13 protein-coding genes are annotated in these 16,992 nt (G+C 60.3%); 8 read left to right on the forward strand and 5 right to left on the reverse strand.

The features are described 5' to 3' along the window. Positions 1 to 2: 2 nt before the first annotated feature. A complete protein-coding gene (erpA, locus tag EKL15_RS20930) occupies positions 3 to 347 on the forward strand; it encodes an iron-sulfur cluster insertion protein ErpA (RefSeq protein WP_033649222.1) in 345 nt (114 codons plus the stop codon). A 56-nt stretch (positions 348 to 403) separates the two neighbouring features. Here the strand turns inward: erpA and EKL15_RS20935 are convergent, their stop codons facing one another. The 4 genes from EKL15_RS20935 to mtnN form a co-directional block, all read right to left on the reverse strand. Beyond that, complete coding sequence (locus tag EKL15_RS20935; RefSeq protein WP_157800476.1) at positions 404 to 652, reverse strand: hypothetical protein; 249 nt, start codon at positions 650 to 652, stop codon at positions 404 to 406. A gap of 200 nt (positions 653 to 852) precedes the next feature. Continuing rightward, positions 853 to 1,467, reverse strand: coding sequence for a TRIC cation channel family protein (locus tag EKL15_RS20940; protein WP_038873529.1), 615 nt, complete (start codon positions 1,465 to 1,467; stop codon positions 853 to 855). Further along, a complete protein-coding gene (btuF, locus tag EKL15_RS20945; protein ID WP_064290783.1) occupies positions 1,467 to 2,252 on the reverse strand; it encodes a vitamin B12 ABC transporter substrate-binding protein BtuF in 786 nt (261 codons plus the stop codon). Before btuF ends, EKL15_RS20940 begins: the two co-directional genes overlap by 1 nt. A gap of 22 nt (positions 2,253 to 2,274) precedes the next feature. Continuing rightward, a complete protein-coding gene (mtnN, locus tag EKL15_RS20950) occupies positions 2,275 to 2,976 on the reverse strand; it encodes a 5'-methylthioadenosine/S-adenosylhomocysteine nucleosidase (RefSeq protein WP_049200308.1) in 702 nt (233 codons plus the stop codon). Between the two features lie 129 nt (positions 2,977 to 3,105). Here mtnN and dgt point away from each other — a divergent pair, with 129 nt between their 5' ends. Beyond that, on the forward strand, positions 3,106 to 4,623 hold the full coding sequence (dgt, locus tag EKL15_RS20955; RefSeq protein ID WP_025301593.1) for a dGTPase: 1,518 nt from the start codon (positions 3,106 to 3,108) through the stop codon (positions 4,621 to 4,623). Between the two features lie 179 nt (positions 4,624 to 4,802). Beyond that, complete coding sequence (gene degP, locus EKL15_RS20960) at positions 4,803 to 6,242, forward strand: serine endoprotease DegP (protein ID WP_033637134.1); 1,440 nt, start codon at positions 4,803 to 4,805, stop codon at positions 6,240 to 6,242. Between the two features lie 65 nt (positions 6,243 to 6,307). Here degP and barA read toward each other — a convergent pair whose 3' ends face one another. Then, on the reverse strand, positions 6,308 to 9,034 hold the full coding sequence (gene barA / locus EKL15_RS20965; protein ID WP_038873538.1) for a two-component sensor histidine kinase BarA: 2,727 nt from the start codon (positions 9,032 to 9,034) through the stop codon (positions 6,308 to 6,310). A 66-nt stretch (positions 9,035 to 9,100) separates the two neighbouring features. Between barA and rlmD the strand changes: the two genes are divergently transcribed. The 5 genes from rlmD to eno all read left to right on the forward strand — a co-directional run bounded on the left by rlmD (position 9,101) and on the right by eno (position 16,951). Beyond that, positions 9,101 to 10,450 (forward strand): 23S rRNA (uracil(1939)-C(5))-methyltransferase RlmD, encoded by a 1,350-nt coding sequence (gene rlmD, locus EKL15_RS20970; protein ID WP_060706237.1) that lies wholly within the window; start codon positions 9,101 to 9,103, stop codon positions 10,448 to 10,450. 9 nt (positions 10,451 to 10,459) lie between these two features. Continuing rightward, the gene (gene relA / locus EKL15_RS20975; protein WP_038873545.1) at positions 10,460 to 12,691 is read left to right on the forward strand and encodes a GTP diphosphokinase; all 2,232 of its coding nucleotides are present in this window, start codon (positions 10,460 to 10,462) and stop codon (positions 12,689 to 12,691) included. Positions 12,692 to 12,793: 102 nt separating this feature from the next. Next, a complete protein-coding gene (mazG, locus tag EKL15_RS20980; protein WP_033649234.1) occupies positions 12,794 to 13,588 on the forward strand; it encodes a nucleoside triphosphate pyrophosphohydrolase in 795 nt (264 codons plus the stop codon). Between the two features lie 348 nt (positions 13,589 to 13,936). Next, a complete protein-coding gene (gene pyrG, locus EKL15_RS20985; protein WP_004932674.1) occupies positions 13,937 to 15,574 on the forward strand; it encodes a glutamine hydrolyzing CTP synthase in 1,638 nt (545 codons plus the stop codon). An 81-nt stretch (positions 15,575 to 15,655) separates the two neighbouring features. Next, positions 15,656 to 16,951 carry a phosphopyruvate hydratase gene (eno, locus tag EKL15_RS20990; RefSeq protein ID WP_038873548.1) on the forward strand — a complete coding sequence of 432 codons (1,296 nt, stop codon included), beginning with the start codon at positions 15,656 to 15,658 and terminating at the stop codon, positions 16,949 to 16,951. The last annotated feature ends 41 nt before the right edge of the window (positions 16,952 to 16,992 follow it).

The raw sequence follows: 16,992 nt of genomic DNA on the forward strand, positions 1-16,992 counted from the left end.
GTATGAGTGATCAAACGGCACTGCCCCTGCAATTTACCGAGGCAGCAGCAAGCAAGGTTAAGTTCCTGATTGCTGACGAAGAAAATCCGAACCTGAAGTTGCGGGTTTACATTACCGGCGGCGGCTGCAGCGGATTCCAGTACGGCTTCACTTTTGACGACAAGGTCAACGATGGCGACATGACCATCGAGAAGCAGGGCGTGGCGCTGGTGGTCGATCCGATGAGCCTGCAGTATCTGGTCGGCGGCTCGGTGGACTACACCGAAGGGCTGGAAGGGTCGCGCTTCGTGGTGACCAACCCGAATGCCAAAACCACCTGCGGTTGCGGTTCGTCGTTCAGCATCTGAGTTTGCCTGCAGAATAGCAACCCGCTCGCCTTCCGGCCGGCGGGTTTTTTTTATGCCTACCATTCCACGAGGATCACTTCTGCACCATTCTCCTGTGCCGGTGGGCTGTGGATGATGTTCGGCTGCGCCGTTGCGTGGCTGCATTCGGCCTGTGGGGCGGCGGCCTCGAGGCGCACGGTGCATTGCGGTTCAATGGTCAGGGTTACGCCGATCTGGCCGCTGACGGCATCGGCATACGCGGCGCCACTCAGCAGGGTGCCACAGCAGGCAAGCAGAATTTTTTTCATCATTGCGGGAATAGTCATCCGTAAGCCATCTTGTGATGACTTATCGGCAAAAAGTTAAAAAGTTTTAACAGCGCGGGAAAGGAATTAACCTGCGGATAACAGAATTTTACATCGTCACTACGCTATTTTTCGGTCGAAAATAATACCATCAACCCCGTTAATAGTCTAATAAATCACCAGGTGCGGCGTTGCAAAGCGTCGCCCCGCAGGGCGACGGCTCAGCGTTCGAGAATAAAGGCGGGCAGTTTGAGGTGCCAGCGGATGGCTGCGAGGCGAATGGCCAGGGTGATGATCATGCCCAGCATCATGGCCTGTTGCAGCGGCATGTGGAAGGTGTAAAACGCCGTGGCGTGCACGATGCCGCCGATGATGCAGGCGGTGGCGTAAATTTCGGTGCGCAGGATCATCGGGATCTCGCGCGCCAGCACGTCGCGGATAATGCCGCCGCCGACGCCGGTGATCACCCCCATGCAGATTGCCACCAGCGGGCCGGTGCCGGCTGCGAAGGCCTTGTTGACGCCGATGCCGACGAACACCGCCAGCCCGACGGCGTCCAGCACCGGCAGCACCCACTTCGGCAGCCGGCGCGGCTGGCGCACCAGCAGCAGCGTCAAGACGCAGGTGATCATCGCCACCACCAAATCGGTGGGATCCTTGACCCAGAACACCGGGCCGTTGGCCAGCGCCATGTCGCGGATGGTGCCGCCGCCGACCGCGGTGACCACACCCAAGACCAGCACGCCGAACGGATCCATGCGCAGCTTGCCGGCCAACAGCACGCCGGAGACGGCGAACACCGCGGTGCCGAGAATATCCAACCAGAACACCAGCATCAGCGGATCTCCGCCAGCTGGCGGCACAGCTGCTGCGCCGCCAACGCAATGCGCGGCCCGCCGCGGTTGAACCAGTCTTCGTTCAGCGCGATCACCGGCACCTGCAGCTGCGGGGCCCAGAAGGCTTTCACACTGGCGGCTTCTTTCGCGCCCCCGGTGATGACGATGGCCTGCGGCTGGCGCGCCAACACCTGCTCGCGGCTGATCTGCGGCCAAGGGGTGCGGCTGTCGGCGAAGACGTTCTGCCCGCCGCACAGCGCCAGCACCTGGCTTTGCAATGTGGCGCCGGCGCTGGTGAACAGTGGCTGGGTGCCGAACTGCAGCAGCACGCGCCGCGATGGGTTAGCGGCATACTGTTGTTTGAGAGCGGCGAACTGGCGGCGAAGGCCCTCCGCCGCCTGATGCGCCTGCTCCGGGTGCGGGCTGTATTGCGCCAGCTGGTCCAGCAAACCGGCGATCCCTTCGAGGGTGTCGGCGTCCGCATAGAAAATCGGGATGCCGAACGCGGCGAGCTGATCCAGCACGCGCTGCGGATTGCCGCCGCGCCAGGCGAGGATCAGGTCCGGCTTGAGCGCCAGCACCCGCTCCAGATTGATGCCCTGCCAGGAGGCTACCTGCTCCAGCTTGGCGGCCTGCGGCGGATAATCGGAATAGGCGCTCGCCGCCACCAGCACATCGCCCATGCCGGCGGCATAGGCGAGTTCGGTCGCGTTGGGCGCCAGGCTGATCACCCGCTGAGCGGCGCCGGCCGGCATGGCCAGCCAGAGCGCCAACAGACAGAGCATCGAGGTGAAGCGCAGCCTCACATCAACCGCGCTTGGCCAGGGTTTGCAGCATGGCGTTGACCATCAGCGTAGACTGCTTGGCCGCTACCACCAGGAACTCGTCAAAGCTCATGTGCGATTCGCTGTCGGCGACGTCGGAAATGGCGCGCACCACCACGAACGGCGTGCCGAACAGATGGCAGACGTGGGCGATCGCTGCGGCTTCCATTTCCACGGCGGCGACGCGCGGGAAGGTGGCGCGAATGCGCGCCAGCGGCTCGGCGCCGTTGATGAAGGCGTCACCGCTGCAGATCAGGCCGCGCACCGCGTGCAGATCCAGCTGTTTGATGCAGCTTTCCGCCAGCGCGATCAGCGCGTCGTCGGCGACGAACGCCGCCGGGCAGCCGGCCATCTGGCCCGGCTCGTAGCCGAAGGCGGTGACGTCGGCGTCGTGGTAGCGCACTTCTTCCGACACCACGATATCGCCCACGCGCAGGGTGCTGGCCAGGCCGCCGGCGGAACCGGTGTTGATCACCAGATCCGGGCTGCAGTGTTCCAGCAGCAGGGTGGTGCCCATGGCCGCCGAGACTTTACCGATGCCGGATTTCAGCAGAGCCACGTCAACGCCGCCGATCTGGCCGGTGTAGATTTCGCAGCCCGCACGCTGGATGGTTTGACGGTTTTCGATTTGATCGCGCAGCAGGGTGACTTCCTGCTCCATTGCGCCGATGATGCCTACTTTCATAAATAACACTCGCTGATTGGCCGTGAGAATTGCGGCATAGTCTATCATGGCTGTGTATGAGAGATAATGCGTTGCATCCGCTGCCGGGAATTGTTATCACGGGGGCAGGGCGCAACGGCGGAGAAACAGATGTCCGGGATCGACTTCAAGCAAAAAATCAGCTTCCAACGGCCTTTCAGCAAACCGATCGAGGCCGAGGAAGAGTACGACATCGTGCGGCAATTCGAGAGCGATCGCGGGCGCATCGTCAACTCGGCCGCCATTCGCCGTCTGCAGCAAAAAACCCAGGTGTTTCCGCTGGAGCGCAACGCGGCGGTGCGCAGCCGCCTGACGCACTCGATGGAGGTGCAGCAGGTTGGGCGCCACATCGCCAAAGAGATCCTCAACCGCTTCAAACAGGCGGGGAGAATTGATGAGCTCGGCCTGACCCGGCTGCTCGATCCGTTTGAAAGCATCGTGGAAATGGCCTGCCTGATGCACGACATCGGCAATCCGCCGTTCGGTCACTTCGGCGAGTCGGCGATCAACGACTGGTTTGCCCAACGGCTCGATCCCGCCAGCTGCGGCAGCGAGCCGGGCAGCCACGATCGCTGCCAGGTGGCGACGCTGCGCCTGCATGAGGGGGAGAGCGATCTGAACCGGCTGCGCAGCCGGATCCGTCAGGATCTCAGCCACTTCGAGGGCAATGCCCAAGCGATCCGCATGGTGTACAGCCTGCTCAAGCTCAACCTGACCTACGCGCAGGTCGGCTGCATTTTGAAATACACCCGCCCGGCCTACTGGGCGAGCGACATCCCCGCCAGCCACAGTTACCTGATGAAAAAGCCCGGCTACTATCTGGCGGAAGAGGCCTTCGTCGATCGGCTGCGGCGCGAGCTGCACATGGGCGAGTTCGATCGTTTCCCGCTGACCTATATTATGGAGGCCGCCGACGATATCTCGTACTGCGTGGCCGATCTGGAAGACGCGGTGGAGAAGAGCATTTTCACCGTCGAGCAGCTGTATCAGCACCTGATTCAGGAGTGGGGCGAGGTGGTGCCGGGCGATCTGTTCGACAAGACCGTCGCCAGCGCGTTTCGCAAGATCGATCGCGGCGGCGCGCGGCGCAGCGCGGAAGATCAGTTCTTCATGTATCTGCGGGTGTTTACCGTGGCGCGTCTGGTGCCGCACGCGGCGCAGCGCTTTATCGACAATCTGGATGCGGTCTATCAGGGCAGTTTCAATCAGGCGTTGCTGGAGGACTCCAGCCCGGCGTACCGGCTGCTGAAAATATTTAAAAATGTGGCGTTCAAGCACGTGTTCAACCACCCGGAGGTCGAGCAACTCGAGCTGCAAGGCTACCGGGTGATCAGCGGCCTGCTGGACATTTACAGCCCGCTGTTGGCGATGTCGCTGGCGGACTTCAGCCAGCTGGTGCGCGAGGACAGCCATCGCGCTTACCCGATCGAAACGCGCCTGTTCCACAAGCTGTCCACCAAGCATCGGCTGGCGTATGCGGAGGCGGTAGAGGGGCTGCAGCATTTATCGCCGGAGCAGCAAGCCATTCGGGAATATTATTTCCGCGCGCGTTTATTGCAGGACTATATCAGCGGAATGACCGACCTTTACGCCTATGACGAATATCGTCGATTGATGGCGGCGGAATAATTACGCTGAAGAATAATTTTAGCAATTCCAATCGGTTGGCTGTCTCGAGTTTTGTAAAGACGGACAATATTTGTTTACTATTGCCAATCATCTGTGCCGGAACTTCGGGCTATTAATTAACTCTGAATAAGCACGCAAGACAGCCATTCTTTTTGAACGACTTTATAAGAGACACACAGATGAAAAAAACCGCATTAGTTCTGAGCGCACTGGCATTCAGTATCGGTATGGCGATGGGCCCGGTCACGGCCAGCGCCGCTGAAACCGCCTCTTCCAGCACACAACAGCTGCCGAGCCTGGCGCCGATGCTGGAAAAGGTAATGCCTTCCGTGGTGAGCATTAACGTTGAGGGCAGCACCACGGTCAATACGCCGCGCATGCCGCAGCAGTTCCAACAGTTCTTCGGCGAAGATTCACCGTTCTGCCAAGACGGCTCGCCGTTCCAGGGCTCGCCGATGTGCCAGGGCGGCGAACAGCCTGGGCCGGATGGCCAGCCGCAGGGCACGCAGCAGAAATTCCAGGCGCTGGGCGCCGGGGTGGTCATCGATGCCGCTAAGGGCTACGTGGTGACCAATAACCACGTGGTGGACAACGCCAACAAGATCCAGGTGCAGCTGAGCGACGGCCGCCGTTTCGACGCCAAGGTGATCGGCAAGGATCCGCGTTCCGATATTGCGCTGATCCAGCTGAAAGACTTCAAGAATCTGACGGCGATCAAGATGGCGGATTCCGATCAGCTGCGCGTCGGCGATTACACCGTGGCGATCGGCAACCCGTACGGGCTGGGTGAAACCGCCACCTCGGGCATCGTATCCGCCCTGGGGCGCAGCGGCCTGAACATCGAAAACTACGAAAACTTTATCCAGACCGATGCGGCGATCAACCGCGGTAACTCCGGGGGGGCGCTGGTTAATCTCAACGGCGAGCTGATCGGCATCAACACCGCGATCCTGGCGCCGGACGGCGGTAACATCGGTATCGGCTTCGCCATTCCGAGCAACATGGTGAAAAACCTGACGGCGCAAATGGTCGAATATGGTCAGGTGAAACGCGGCGAGCTGGGCATCATGGGTACCGAGCTGAACTCTGAGCTGGCCAAGGCAATGAAGGTCGATGCGCAGCGCGGGGCCTTCGTCAGCCAGGTGATGCCGAAGTCTTCCGCGGCGAAGGCGGGCATCAAGGCCGGCGACGTGATCGTCACCATGAACGGCAAGGCCATCTCCAGCTTCGCCTCGTTCCGGGCGGAGATCGGCACGCTGCCGGTCGGCAGCAAGATGTCGCTGGGCATTATTCGCGACGGCAAGCCGGTGACGATTGACGTCACGCTGGAGCAAAGCGCGCAGACCCAGGTGGCCTCGGGCAATATCTACACCGGTATTGAAGGCGCCGAGCTGAGCAATACCCAGGTCGGCAACGTGAAGGGCGTCAAGGTTGACAGCGTGAAAGCCGGCAGCGCCGCGGCGCGCATCGGCCTGAAAAAGGGCGACGTGATCCTGGGCGTGAACCAGCAGCCGATCCAGAACCTGGGTGAGCTGCGTAAAATCCTCGACAGCAAGCCGTCGGTGCTGGCGTTGAATATTCAGCGCGGCGAGAGCCAGCTGTACCTGCTGGCGCAGTGATAGGCGTCAGGCGTTAAAAACAAAGGCACGCTGCGGCGTGCCTTTTTGCGTTATGGCCTGAGGATTCAGGCGGGTTGCGCCAGATGCGCGCGCGCCGCGTGGATCACCAGTTCAATCTCATCCAACAGCTCCAGCCACTCCGGCTCCAGTTCGTCGTTGGTGATGCCCTGACGCAGCTGCCGCTCGAGGTAGAAACACAGCTGCTTGAGGCGCGGCACGCCGCTGTAGCTGCAGCTGCCGTGCAGCTTATGGACCAGATCGAGGATCTCGTCGTCATGCTGGCCGTCGAGCAGCGCCTGTACCCGTTCGCGCACCTGCGGCAGGAAATCGAGCAGCATTTGCAGCAGATCGCGCGCCAGATCCGGTTTGTTGGCCGCCTGACGCAGCGCCAGCGGCCAGTCGAGCGACAGCGGAGCGTCGTCGGCGATGGCGTTTTCCACGTCGCCGCTGTGGTAGCGCGACAGCACGCGGGTCAGCATTTTCTCGTCGATCGGTTTGGCCAGATAGTCGTCCATCCCGGCCTGCAGCAGGTGCTCGCGCTCGCCGCTGGCGGCATGGGCGGTAACGGCGACGATCGGCGTGGAGTTGTGATGCGGCAGCTGGCGGATCAGTTCGCTGGCGTGAATGCCGTCCATCTTCGGCATCTGAATGTCCATCAGGATCAAATCCAGCACGTTGTCGCGCGCTAGCGCCAGCGCTTCCTCACCGCTCTCGCACAGCAGGGTTTTTTCTACCTGTTCCCCCAGCAGCGTGCCGATCAGCTTCAGGTTGGCCGGGTTGTCGTCAACCGCCATCACCGTCAGCGGCAGGCGTTTACGCTCAGGCTGCGCGGTGAGGCGTGCCGGCGCTTCCATCCGGAGCAGAGGGAACAGTCGGGTGCTGGTGATCGGCTTGATCAGACAGCCGAGCGCGCCTTGTTGTTTAAGCAGCTCGGCGTCGATCTGCGCCTGGCACGGCAGCGCCAGAATCACCCGATCGGCCAGCTTCAGCGAGGCCAGCAATTTGTCCTCGTGCTGCGCCATGTTGTCGCGGAACGGGATGGGCACGCCGGCCAGCAGGAAGTCATAGTGGCCTGGCGGCAACTGGCCCAGCGTCGGCGAGTGGGTGATCACCAGCTGCGTGATGCTGAGCATGTTGAGCGTCGCCTGCGCCGCCGTCGGGTTGGACTCGATATAGGCGAGCGTTTTGCCGCTCAGGTCCGGCAGGCTCGGCGCCAGCGACAGCATGCCCTCGTTCAGATCCAGCGTGATGTGGAACCAGAAGGTCGAGCCGCGGTTCAACTGGCTGTGGAAACAGATATCGCCCCCCATTTCTTTCACCAGTTTTTGCGTGATCACCAGCCCCAGCCCGGTACCGCCGTGGCGGCGGGAGATGCTGGCGTCCGCCTGACGGAACGCCTGGAACAGCTGCGACTGCTGGCGTTCGGAGATGCCGATGCCGGTGTCGTGGATCTGCACTTCCACCTCCACCCGGCGATCCAGCTGTTTGCGCAGCTCGACGCGAATGTCGATATTGCCGGTTTCGGTGAACTTGATGGCGTTGCCCAGCAGGTTGGTGATGATTTGCTGTAGGCGCAGCGAGTCGCCGATCACCTGCTCCGGCACGTCGTTGTGCACATCCAGCGTCAGCTCCAGCCCCTTGTCGTGGGCGCTGGGTGCCAGCAACACTACCACTTCGTCCAGCGTTTCACGCAGGGCGAAAGGAATATGCTCCAGCACCAGCTTGCCGGCTTCCAGCTTGGAGAAGTCCAGCACGTCGTTGATGATGGTCAGCAGGTTGTTGGCCGAGCGTTCGATGGTCTGCAAATAATCGGTCTGGGTCGCGCTCAGATCGGTTTTCAGCATCTGGCGGGTGAAGCCGATCACGCCGTTGAGCGGTGTACGCAGCTCGTGCGACATGTTGGCCAGGAATTCGGACTTGATGCGCGCCGCCTCCTGCGCGCGTTTTTTCGCCAGATCCAGCTCGACGTTCTGGATCTCCATCTGCTCCAGGGTTTCACGCAGGTCGGAGGTGGCCTGATCGATGTTCTGCTGCATCTCTTCGTGATAGGCGGTGAGCGACATCGCCATCGAGTTGATGCCATTCTTCAGCATGTGCAGCTCGCCGAGCATGTAGCCCTCCACGCGGCTGTCGAGCTGGCCACGGCGAATGCGGTCGACGGTGTTCACCATGTTGCGGATCGGGCCGGTCACGTCGCGCATCAGGCGGTAAGCGAACAGGATGGCGATGCACATGCACAGCAACAGCAGCAGGGTGGAGACGAAGACCTCTTTATATTGCTGCAGCCGCACTGACTGCAGATCCAGCTCGATCGCCACATAGCCCAGGTTGTTGTCGGGGTGGCTGCCGCCGTCGGCGGTTTCATCCGGATACTGGCTTTCCGACAGGATCGGCGTGCGCAGGATCAGCGAATCGCCGCGTCGGGTGAGCATCAGCTCGGTGGGCAACGGCACGCCTTTCGGCAGCTGCAGCTGAGCGAAGTTGTGATGATAATTGGAGGTGACGAACAAATTATTCTGCGCATCGAACACGGTGATCGAACGCACGATGTCCGAATGGCGGCGGTGCAACAGACTGACCAGCTGCCTGACCGATTCGCGGCTGCGGAACGTCATGCCGTACTCGCTGGCCACCGCCAGCGGCTCGATGATGCTGGCGCCGGCGTCGACCAATTGCTCCTGCAGCTCGTTATAGCGGTGCACCACGAAGAAGGTGCTGAGCAGCAAACCAATCAGCAAGGTCGGGGCCAGAATCAGGATCATCATGCGCGCACGCAGGCTGTATTTGGTCATGGGATTCCAATGTGGGAGAATTGACAGCTGACACTAGCTTAATGAACCAGCACACAATCGACAAATATGGCGCAATTCTACTCTCCCAAACGCCGCGTGACGACCCGGCAGAGCTCACAAATCTTCACCGTGACGGTGAGCGATCTCGATCCTTTCGGCCAGGGCGTGGCGCGCCACGACGGCAAAGCGGTGTTCGTGCCGGGCGTATTGCCGGGCGAGCAGGCGGAAATCCAGCTGACCGAAGACAAGCGCCAGTTCGCCAAAGGCAAGCTCAAACGCTTGCTGAGCCGTAGCCCGCAGCGGGTGACGCCGCGCTGCCCGCATTTCGGCGTCTGCGGCGGCTGCCAGCAGCAGCATGCGGATGAAGCGCTGCAGCAGCAGAGCAAGGCGGCGGCGCTGGTGCGCATGATCGCCCGCGAAACCGGGGTGACCCCGCAGCAGGAACCGGTGATCGCCGGCCCGGAATACGGCTATCGCCGCCGCGCTCGCCTGAGCCTGGCATGGCAGCCGAAGTTGCAGCGCCTGATGATGGGTTTTCGACAGGCGGCCTCCAACGAGCTGGTGGCGGTGGAGCACTGTCCGGTGCTGCGGCCGGAGCTGGAACAGCTGCTGGCGCCGGTGCGCGCCTGCCTGAGCGGGCTGCAGGCGGTACGGCGGCTGGGGCATGTGGAGCTGGTGCTGGCGGACAACGGCCCGCTGCTGGTGCTGCGCCATCTCGACGCGCTGAAAGAGGCGGATCGGCAGGCGCTGTTGGCGTTTGGCGAGCGGGAAAACGTCGCCGTCTATCTGGCGCCGGACAGCGATCGCGTGGAGAAACTGTGCGGTGACACGCCGTATTATCAGGTTGACGGGCTACGCTTAGACTTCAGTCCGCGCGACTTTATTCAGGTCAATGACGCTGTAAACCAACAAATGGTGGCACAGGCCCTTGAATGGCTCGATATTCAACCCAATGATCGGGTGCTGGACCTGTTCTGCGGCATGGGTAACTTCACCCTGCCGTTGGCGCGCCGCGCCGCTGCGGTGGTGGGCATCGAAGGTGTTGCCACGCTGGTAGCGAATGGGCAATATAATGCACATAAGAATAAGCTGAATAATGCATCGTTCTTCCACGAGAATCTGGAGGACGACGTTGCGCGGCAACCTTGGGCAGCACAAGGGTTTGATAAGGTGATGCTGGATCCCGCCCGTGCCGGTGCGGCCGGGGTGATGTCACACATTGTAAAACTGGCGCCGGCGCGGGTGGTGTATGTTTCCTGTAACCCCACCACGCTGGCTCGCGACAGCAAAGTGCTGTTGAGCGCCGGTTATCGTCTTGCGCGCGTGCGGATGTTGGATATGTTTCCGCACACGGGGCATCTTGAATCAATGGCGCTGTTTATCAACGAGCGCGCGCCAGAGGTCGCTGCAAAGTAGGGAGAAGTTATGGTTGCGGTAAGAAGTGCACATCTGAATACGGCGGGTGAATTCGCTCTCGATGAGTGGATCGCTGGCTTGGGGCTACCTAACCCGCAGTCATGTGAGCGATTGGCCGCAACCTGGCGTTATTGTGAGCAGCAGACCCAGAACCATCCCGACGCCTCGCTGCTGCTGTGGCGCGGTCTGGAGATGGTGGAAATCCTCTCGACGCTGAGCATGGACAACGACAGCATGCGCGCCGCGCTGCTGTTCCCGCTGGTGGACGCCGGCATCGTGCAGGAAGAGACCCTGACCGAAGCGTTCGGCAAGGGCATCGTCGCGCTGGTGCACGGCGTGCGCGACATGGACGCCATTCGCCAACTGAAAGCCACCCAAAACGATTCGATGGCCTCCGAACAGGTCGACAACGTGCGCCGCATGCTGTTGGCGATGGTGGAGGATTTCCGCTGTGTGGTCATCAAGCTGGCGGAGCGCATCGCCCATCTGCGCGAGGTGAAAGACGCGCCGGAAGACGAACGCGTGCTGGCGGCGAAGGAATGTTCCAACATCTACGCCCCGCTGGCCAACCGGCTCGGCATCGGCCAACTGAAGTGGGAGCTGGAGGATTTCTGCTTCCGCTACCTGCATCCGGAAGAATACAAGCGCATCGCCAAGCTGTTGCATGAGCGCCGCATCGATCGCGAACAGTTCATCGACGATTTCGTCGCCGGGCTGCGTACCGAGATGGCCAGCGAAGGCATTCGGGTGGAGATCTACGGCCGGCCGAAACACATCTACAGCATCTGGCGCAAGATGCAGAAAAAGCACCTGGCGTTCGACGAACTGTTCGACGTGCGCGCGGTGCGCATCGTGGCGGAGCGCCTGCAGGATTGCTATGCGGCGTTGGGCATCGTGCATACTCATTTCCGCCATCTGCCGGACGAGTTCGACGACTACGTCGCCAACCCGAAACCCAACGGCTACCAGTCGATCCACACCGTGGTGCTGGGGCCGCGCGGCAAAACCGTCGAGATTCAGATCCGCACCCGGCAAATGCATGAAGACGCCGAGCTGGGCGTGGCCGCGCACTGGAAGTACAAAGAGGGCGCGGGCGTGACCGTGCGCTCCGGCTACGAAGAACGCATCGCCTGGCTGCGTAAGCTCATCGCCTGGCAGGAAGAGATGGCGGACTCCGGCGAGATGCTCGACGAAGTGCGCAGCCAGGTGTTCGACGATCGGGTCTATGTGTTTACGCCGAAAGGCGACGTGGTGGATCTGCCGGCCGGCTCCACGCCGCTCGATTTCGCTTACCACATTCACAGCGACGTCGGTCACCGCTGTATCGGCGCCAAGATCGGCGGCCGCATCGTGCCGTTTACCTATCAGCTGAAGATGGGCGATCAGATTGAGATCATCACCCAGAAGCAGCCGAACCCGAGCCGCGACTGGCTGAACCCGAACCTGGGCTATGTCACCACCAGCCGCGGGCGCTCGAAGATCCATAACTGGTTCCGCAAGCAGGATCGCGACAAGAACATCCTCGCCGGTCGTCAGATGCTGGACAACGAACTGGAGCATCTCGGCATCAGCCTGAAAGAGGCCGAGAAGCTGTTGATCCCGCGCTACAACATGAACTCGCTGGACGAGGTGTTGGCGGCGATCGGCGGTGGGGACATTCGCCTGAACCAGATGGTGAATTACCTGCAGGGCAAGTTCAACAAGCCGAGCGCCGAAGAGCAGGATCGCGAGGCGCTGCGCCAGCTGGTGCAGCAGAAAGCGCCGCCGCCGGCCCGCAACAAGGACAATGGCCGGGTGGTGGTGGAGGGCGTGGGCAACCTGATGCACCACATCGCCCGCTGCTGCCAGCCGATCCCGGGCGACGACATCGTCGGCTTTATCACCCAGGGGCGCGGTATTTCGATCCACCGTGCGGACTGCGATCAGCTGGTCGATCTGCAATCGCACGCGCCGGAGCGCATCGTCGACGCGGTATGGGGTGAAAGCTACTCCAGCGGTTATTCGCTGGTGGTGCGCGTGATGGCCAACGATCGCAGCGGGCTGCTGCGCGACATTACCACCATTCTGGCCAACGAAAAGGTCAACGTACTGGGCGTCGCCAGCCGCAGCGACACCAAGAAGCAGTTGGCCACCATCGACATGGATATCGAAATCTACAACCAGCAGGTGCTGAGCCGGGTGCTGGCGAAGCTGAACCAGCTGCCGGACGTGATAGACGCCAAGCGTCTGCACGGCAACTAAGCCCACATCGCCTTTCGGGCCGTATCGATAGCGGATGCGGCCCGAAATCCATGAATTCGGCGGGCGCTCCCCTGCGCCCCCATGCTTTCTCAGAGATTTTTTATGACCCAATCCACTCCGCTGCAGCGTCTGCTGAACATCATGAAAACGCTGCGCGACCCGCAGATCGGTTGCTCGTGGGACCGCAAGCAAACCTTCGCCACCATTGCGCCTTATACGTTGGAAGAGACTTACGAAGTGCTGGACGCCATCGAGCGGCAGGACTACGCCGATCTGCGCGACGAGCTGGGTGATTTGCTGTTTCAGGTGGTGTTCTACGCGCAAATGGGGCAGGAGCAGGGGCTGTTCGATTTCGATGAGGTGTGCACCGCCATCAGCGACAAGCTGGAGCGCCGTCACCCGCACATCTTCGGCGACGCCGAGGGCGGAGACAGCGAAGCCGTGGCGGCGCGCTGGGAGCAGCTGAAGGCCGGTGAGCGCGCCGAGAAAGCGCTGCACTCGGTGCTGGACGATATTCCGCAGGCGCTGCCGGCGTTGATGAAAGCGCACAAGATCCAGAAACGCTGCGCCTCGGTCGGCTTCGACTGGAATACCCTGGGCCCGGTGCTGGACAAAGTGTACGAAGAGATCGACGAAGTGATGCACGAAGCCCGCCAGGCGGTGGTCGACGAGAGCAAGCTGGAAGAGGAGATCGGCGATCTGCTGTTCGCCACGGTGAACCTGTCGCGCCATTTAGGCCACAAGGCGGAGAACGCGCTGCAGGCGGCGAACCGCAAGTTCGAGCGCCGCTTCCGCCAGGTGGAAGAGATTGTCCAGCAAAGCGGGCTGCGGCTTGAAGACGCCACGCTGGAGCAGATGGAAGAGGCCTGGCAGCAGGTGAAACGTCAGGAAAGTTGAATCGCCGCGACAATGTTGATCGCCGACAAGGTTCGCTCAAGCTGAAACGGTTAAGCTTTCGGTCAGGTTAGAGGCGCATGGCTGCCGGCGGCAGCAAAAGGGCAACAAACTGAAATCTAAGGCGTTTTATCGCTCCTGAGGGGCGGTAAAAAGAAATTTTCTCTGCTAACTCTTTGTTTTACCTGGAGGGTTTAGGCGGCGCCGGCGGAGTAAACCCTGATGAACACGGGAGGGCGGCCGAGATGATGGACAGCAAAACGATCGTTTGTAGGTCAGGAGAGGTTCGGGTATACTACTTTCCCGTCCTGGTTCTTCCATCGTCTTTAAACCTAAACTCTCAGGTTCAGCATGACAACTAATTATATTTTTGTGACCGGCGGGGTCGTATCCTCTCTGGGTAAAGGCATTGCCGCAGCCTCTCTGGCGGCTATTCTTGAAGCCCGTGGCCTCAACGTTACCATCATGAAACTGGACCCGTACATCAACGTGGATCCGGGCACCATGAGCCCGATTCAGCATGGGGAAGTTTTCGTCACCGAAGACGGCGCAGAAACCGATCTGGATTTGGGTCACTACGAGCGCTTCATCCGCACCAAAATGTCGCGTCGCAACAACTTCACCACCGGCCGCATCTACTCCGACGTGCTGCGTAAAGAACGCCGCGGCGACTATCTGGGTGCGACCGTGCAGGTCATTCCGCACATCACCAACGCGATCAAAGAGCGCATCATCGAAGGTGGCGAAGGCCACGATGTGGTGCTGGTGGAAATCGGCGGCACCGTCGGCGATATCGAATCGCTGCCGTTCCTCGAAGCCATCCGTCAGATGGCGGTGGAAGTGGGCCGCGAGCACACTCTGTACATGCACCTGACGCTGGTGCCGTACATGGCGGCAGCTGGTGAAGTGAAAACCAAGCCGACCCAGCATTCCGTAAAAGAGCTGCTTTCCATCGGTATTCAGCCGGATGTGCTGATTTGCCGTTCCGATCGCGCGGTTCCTGCTAACGAACGCGCTAAAATCGCGCTTTTCTGCAACGTGCCGGAAAAAGCGGTTATCTCTCTGAAAGACGTTGATTCTATTTATAAAATCCCAGGCCTATTGAAATCTCAGGGGCTGGACGATTATATTTGTAAACGATTCAGCTTGAACGCACCGGAAGCCAACCTGGCCGAATGGGAACAGGTGATCTACGAAGAAGCCAATCCGGGCGGCGAAGTGACCATCGGTATGGTCGGCAAATACGTTGAGCTGCCGGACGCCTACAAGTCGGTGATCGAAGCGCTGAAGCACGGCGGGCTGAAAAACCGTCTGACCGTGAACATCAAACTGATCGACTCGCAGGACGTGGAAACCCGCGGCGTGGAAGTGCTGAAAGGGCTGGATGCGATCCTGATCCCGGGCGGCTTCGGCTACCGCGGCGTGGAAGGCAAAGTGATGACCGCACGCTATGCGCGCGAGAACAACATTCCTTACCTGGGCATTTGCCTGGGCATGCAGGTGGCGTTGATGGAGTTCGCTCGCAACGTGGCGGGCATGGAAAACGCCAACTCCACCGAGTTTATGCCAGACTGTAAGTACCCGGTGGTGGCGTTGATCACCGAATGGCGCGACGAAGACGGCAACGTCGAAGTGCGCAGCGAAGAAAGCGATTTGGGCGGCACGATGCGCGTAGGTGGCCAACAGTGCAACCTGAGCGACAACAGCCTGGTGCGTCAGCTGTACGGCGAACCGACCATTGTCGAGCGTCACCGTCACCGTTACGAAGTTAACAACATGCTGTTGAAGCAGATCGAAGCCGCAGGGCTGCGTGTCGCCGGTCGTTCCGCCGACAACAAGCTGGTCGAGATCATTGAACTGCCGAATCACCCGTGGTTTGTAGCCTGTCAGTTCCACCCGGAATTTACGTCTACGCCGCGTGATGGGCATCCGCTGTTCGCCGGCTTCGTGAAAGCCGCAGGCGAGCATCAGAAGCGCCAGGTGAAATAAAATATTTGGTAGGCGGCGCGCGGTGAGAACCGCGCGCTGTTTGTCTGGAGTTTTAGTTTAACTTGTACTGAGGAAAACCTAATGTCCAAAATCGTTAAAGTCATCGGTCGTGAAATCATCGACTCCCGCGGTAACCCGACTGTTGAAGCCGAAGTTCATCTGGAAGGCGGTTTCGTAGGCCTGGCTGCTGCGCCGTCAGGTGCTTCTACCGGTTCCCGCGAAGCGCTGGAACTGCGTGACGGTGACAAGTCTCGTTTCCTGGGTAAAGGCGTACTGAAAGCCGTTGCTGCAGTAAACGGTCCGATTGCTCAGGCAGTACTGGGTAAAGATGCCAAAGACCAGGCGAACATCGACAAGATCATGATCGATCTGGACGGCACCGAGAACAAATCCAACTTCGGCGCCAACGCCATTCTGGCGGTTTCCCTGGCAGCAGCGAAAGCGGCCGCAGCCTCTAAAGGCATGCCGCTGTACGAGCACATCGCTGAACTGAACGGCACCCCAGGCAAATTCTCCATGCCACTGCCGATGATGAACATCATCAACGGCGGCGAGCACGCTGACAACAACGTCGACATTCAGGAATTCATGATTCAGCCGGTTGGCGCGAAAACCCTGAAAGAAGCGGTGCGCATCGGTTCTGAAGTGTTCCACCACCTGGCGAAAGTTCTGAAAGCCAAAGGCATGAACACCGCCGTGGGCGACGAAGGCGGCTATGCACCAAACCTGGGTTCCAACGCCGAAGCGCTGGCGGTTATCGCTGAAGCGGTAAAAGCGGCAGGCTACGAGCTGGGCAAAGACGTGACTCTGGCGATGGACTGTGCGGCTTCCGAATTCTACAAAGACGGTAAATACGTGCTGGCCGGCGAAGGCAACAAAGCCTTCACTTCCGAAGAGTTCACTCACTTCCTGGAAGATCTGACCAAACAGTACCCAATCGTGTCTATCGAAGACGGCCTGGATGAATCCGACTGGGCGGGCTTCGCTTACCAGACCAAAGTTCTGGGCGACAAAATCCAGCTGGTGGGCGACGATCTGTTCGTGACCAACACCAAGATCCTGAAAGAAGGCATCGAGAAAGGCATCGCTAACTCCATCCTGATCAAATTCAACCAGATCGGTTCTCTGACCGAAACCCTGGCTGCTATCAAGATGGCGAAAGACGCTGGCTACACCGCGGTGATCTCTCACCGTTCCGGTGAAACCGAAGACGCGACCATCGCCGACCTGGCGGTAGGGACTGCGGCTGGCCAGATCAAAACCGGTTCCATGAGCCGTTCTGACCGCGTTGCCAAATACAACCAACTGATCCGTATCGAAGAAGCGCTGGGTGACCGTGCGCCGTTCAACGGCCTGAAAGAAGTTAAAGGCCAGTAAGTTCGACCGATTCGGTTGTTAAATAAAAACCCGCTGCGGCG

Origin of the sequence: Serratia sp. 4542 (assembly GCF_016805595.1) — a bacterium.
Classification (GTDB): Bacteria; Pseudomonadota; Gammaproteobacteria; order Enterobacterales; family Enterobacteriaceae; genus Serratia; species Serratia nevei.

What these genes read in the sequence shown, in the direction of transcription:
- EKL15_RS20940 (WP_038873529.1), bottom strand. Translation starts at nt 1,467, where the DNA reads ATGCTGGTGTTCTGGTTGGATATTCTCGGCACCGCGGTGTTCGCCGTC.
- EKL15_RS20935 (WP_157800476.1), bottom strand. Translation starts at nt 652, where the DNA reads ATGACTATTCCCGCAATGATGAAAAAAATTCTGCTTGCCTGCTGTGGC.
- barA (WP_038873538.1), bottom strand. Translation starts at nt 9,034, where the DNA reads ATGACCAAATACAGCCTGCGTGCGCGCATGATGATCCTGATTCTGGCC.
- relA (WP_038873545.1), top strand. Translation starts at nt 10,460, where the DNA reads ATGGTTGCGGTAAGAAGTGCACATCTGAATACGGCGGGTGAATTCGCT.
- mazG (WP_033649234.1), top strand. Translation starts at nt 12,794, where the DNA reads ATGACCCAATCCACTCCGCTGCAGCGTCTGCTGAACATCATGAAAACG.
- mtnN (WP_049200308.1), bottom strand. Translation starts at nt 2,976, where the DNA reads ATGAAAGTAGGCATCATCGGCGCAATGGAGCAGGAAGTCACCCTGCTG.
- degP (WP_033637134.1), top strand. Translation starts at nt 4,803, where the DNA reads ATGAAAAAAACCGCATTAGTTCTGAGCGCACTGGCATTCAGTATCGGT.
- eno (WP_038873548.1), top strand. Translation starts at nt 15,656, where the DNA reads ATGTCCAAAATCGTTAAAGTCATCGGTCGTGAAATCATCGACTCCCGC.
- dgt (WP_025301593.1), top strand. Translation starts at nt 3,106, where the DNA reads ATGTCCGGGATCGACTTCAAGCAAAAAATCAGCTTCCAACGGCCTTTC.
- btuF (WP_064290783.1), bottom strand. Translation starts at nt 2,252, where the DNA reads ATGCTCTGTCTGTTGGCGCTCTGGCTGGCCATGCCGGCCGGCGCCGCT.
- pyrG (WP_004932674.1), top strand. Translation starts at nt 13,937, where the DNA reads ATGACAACTAATTATATTTTTGTGACCGGCGGGGTCGTATCCTCTCTG.
- erpA (WP_033649222.1), top strand. Translation starts at nt 3, where the DNA reads ATGAGTGATCAAACGGCACTGCCCCTGCAATTTACCGAGGCAGCAGCA.
- rlmD (WP_060706237.1), top strand. Translation starts at nt 9,101, where the DNA reads ATGGCGCAATTCTACTCTCCCAAACGCCGCGTGACGACCCGGCAGAGC.